The sequence below is a fragment of the Arthrobacter sp. Hiyo1 genome, assembly GCF_001263615.2.
Taxonomy (GTDB): domain Bacteria; phylum Actinomycetota; class Actinomycetes; order Actinomycetales; family Micrococcaceae; genus Arthrobacter.
This window is the reverse complement of sequence record NZ_DF952471.1, coordinates 64,072-66,786: the sequence shown is the minus strand read 5'-3', so window position 1 is coordinate 66,786 and position 2,715 is coordinate 64,072. Positions and strand designations below refer to the sequence as shown.

At 62.5% G+C, this 2,715-nt stretch carries 4 protein-coding genes and 2 pseudogenes; 2 read left to right on the top strand and 4 right to left on the bottom strand.

Annotated elements, in window-relative coordinates:
* Positions 1-329: pseudogene (locus AHiyo1_RS11895) on the top strand (serine hydrolase); the annotation flags it as partial.
* Between the two features lie 9 nt (positions 330-338).
* A complete protein-coding gene (locus tag AHiyo1_RS11890) occupies positions 339-872 on the top strand; it encodes an HD domain-containing protein (protein WP_059388702.1) in 534 nt (177 codons plus the stop codon).
* Between the two features lie 27 nt (positions 873-899).
* On the opposite strand, the gene AHiyo1_RS11885 is transcribed toward AHiyo1_RS11890, so the two are convergent.
* The 4 genes and pseudogenes from AHiyo1_RS11885 to AHiyo1_RS26685 form a co-directional block, all read right to left on the bottom strand.
* The gene (locus AHiyo1_RS11885; RefSeq protein WP_084784483.1) at positions 900-1,439 is read right to left on the bottom strand and encodes a DUF1003 domain-containing protein; all 540 of its coding nucleotides are present in this window, start codon (positions 1,437-1,439) and stop codon (positions 900-902) included.
* Between the two features lie 95 nt (positions 1,440-1,534).
* Entirely contained in the window at positions 1,535-1,681 is a 147-nt protein-coding gene (locus tag AHiyo1_RS11880; protein WP_113990647.1) for a lmo0937 family membrane protein, read from the bottom strand.
* A gap of 326 nt (positions 1,682-2,007) precedes the next feature.
* Positions 2,008-2,166, bottom strand: a complete 159-nt coding sequence (locus AHiyo1_RS26690; RefSeq protein WP_253257330.1) for a hypothetical protein — start codon at positions 2,164-2,166, stop codon at positions 2,008-2,010.
* Between the two features lie 274 nt (positions 2,167-2,440).
* Positions 2,441-2,581, bottom strand: a pseudogene (locus tag AHiyo1_RS26685) (type II toxin-antitoxin system HipA family toxin); the annotation flags it as partial.
* Positions 2,582-2,715: the final 134 nt, after the last annotated feature.

Below are 2,715 nucleotides of genomic sequence, written 5' to 3'. Positions count from 1 at the left end.
CCGAAGGCGACCGGCCCGCCGTCGCGCCCCTCCTCAGCGAGGAGACCATACAGGCTGTCTCGGCCGAGCAGGTTTTCGGCATCGACCGCGTGTTCGGCGAGACCAGCTGCTTTGGGACCGTGTTCATGAAATCGCATGCACGCTCGCCATACGGGAGCTACCGGGCGTTCGGGCACGACGGCGCCAGCGCATCTTTGGGATTCGCTGACCCCGTGTATGAACTCGCTTTCGGGTACGTGCCGCAACAGGCCGAACCCGGCGGAGCCGGATGCCGCAACCTCGAACTGAGCGCCGCCGTGCGGAAGGCAGTCACCGAACTGGCTCAGTAGGATGAAGCCATGACCGAACCGAGATTCACCGTTGAAACAGCCATGGTCCTTGCCGAAGTGGCGCACAATCGCCAGAAGGACAAGCTGAAGCGGCCTTATCGCGAGCACGTGCTGGCTGTAGGGGATGCGCTCGCCGATTTCGACGACGACATCCGGATCGCTGGCTACCTGCACGACATCGCCAAGGACACACCGATTACCAAGCAGGCGCTGCTCGACATGGGCGTTTCCGAACGTGCCGTGGGCATCATCGAACGCGTAACCCGCCGCTTCCAAGATGACTCGGACAACGATGAAGCCGTGGTCCTGCACATCGCACAGGACCACGACGCCACCCTGGTCAAGATCGCCTGCAACGCCCACAACTCCGTGCCGGAGCGCGTGCGGGCTCTCGCCGAGAAATGGCCGGACAAGGCGGCCACCACTCGCTACGCAGACGCCCGGGAAGTGCTTTACAGGGCTGTGCCCCGTGGCGAAATCCACTTGGTCCTGCAGCGCATCAACCCGGATCTCCTGTCCGAAATGGACCGATTGGCCGACTAGCGGTCCGACTCGGCAGTTCCCGCCTACCTAAGGTTTGGTCGGGTCATCCTGTATCGGGCTGGCTGCGGACGCCGAGCTGCTGGTGGATGCGGTGACTTCCGCCAAGACCCGCTGGTGGATCTGGGCGGTGAGCTCGTGAATCGCACGCGTGAGGTCGGTGTTCTCTTCGAGCAGATGCTCCTGGGCATTGTAGTCATGGTCGGCCTTCACCTGTTGGAAAGCCGCTTGGCGGTTCTGTCCGATCATGACGAAGGTCGAGAGGAAGATCGCTTCGAGCGAGACGATCAGAGTCAACGTCGGCCACGGACTCTGCTCGAACACGAGCATCCACACAGCGAAAAGCAGAATGTGCAGGTAGACGAAATTCATCGATCCGGCGAAGGCCGTAATTGCGTCCGCGACTCGAAGCTGAATGCTTGCGGCCCGGCGCTCGGCCTCCGCCAGGACCGATGGGTGGAGCTTTTCCCGCTCGCTTTGAGAGAGCAACCGTGTAGGTCTCAGATACGAGCGTGAATGCGGAAGAGTGCCCGTGGTGGATGTCGATTGGTGTCCGGCCTGCTGTGCCATACGTTCAATCCCTTGGCTCGCGGCGAGCCCATCTCGCCTCTGAGAGCGAGCCTAGCGTCGCCATGCGCTTGAACCTAGGACCGAACGCCCGGTACTTAGGCGCGGGATCTTCCCCGGAGGAAGTGGAAGATCAGGACGATCACGGCAATGACCAAAAGCAGGTGAATGAACCCGCCGCCGATATTGCCGATAAAGCCGAGAAGCCAGAGAACAGCGATAATGATGGCTATCCAAAGCAACATGAGGGTCTCCCTTTTGTGTACGAATGGAAATGCTGACTCCGCGCTCCGCTGGTCTGCGGGCCGCGCAGATACCGTTTGGTGCCCTTACTTTATGCCACGATCGGGTTGGTGTTAACGGGTACGCAATAAGCGATAGTTCGACTGCCGCTTTGACGCCCGGTGCAGGGAAATCTACCCGCCCATCAACCTTCGCCGATGCTTTAGCTCCTTGATCCAGTCCCTCGTCTGCAGCGGCCCGAAAGGCGAGGCGCCGGCGTCGAGCTCTGCGATGAGCGGGCCCGAGGCCGTGAGCGCGAGTCCCAAAATTCCTTCCGCTGCGCGCTCCGTCAGGCCGAGCTTCGCGGCCCAGGCAAGGAAGTGCTTACGGGAGATTCCGCTCTTCTTGCCGCCGATGCCCAGCGCGAGCGTCTTGTCCCCGTAGACCACTGTGAGGGGATGTCGTAGACCGGGGCAACGGTGTATTCGCCCTGCGGCGACTGAAGCATGGACACGTTCTTCGCATGCAGGTCGCCGTTGCCGCTTAACCAGGCGAAAGCAGCTGGAGGCCGAGGTTCCGCAAGGCAGGGAGTGGTGCGGAACAGTGTGCCGCCAGCGCCGCGCAAACCTCACCGAACGGCACGCTGTACTTGTCCGCGGGGTACAGGCCCAGCACTTGGGCTCCGTCCTCGACGGCGAGGCGCACGGGAGCGCCGTCGGCTCGGTGAGGCGATCGAAACGCTCGACGAGCAGCCCCGCCCGCCCGCCGACGTCGTGCACCAACTGCACGCTGCTCACCGGTATCCGGAGCTTGCGGGCAAAACGGAACATGAGGAACTCGTTTTCCACCACGAACGGGAACTCGGGAGCATTGAGCTTGAGGATGAAGCGCTTGCCGGCTTGCGCTACCGGGAGCGAAATCATCCCGGCCGATAGCTTGTCCTGTACCCCCGCCAGCGCCACTGGGTCGATGAGGCCCGAATCGCCGAGCAGCGCATCGAAGTCGAGCGGCAGCTTCGAGTCGAGCACGACGGCGGAGCCTCCTTCCGTGGGCGGCT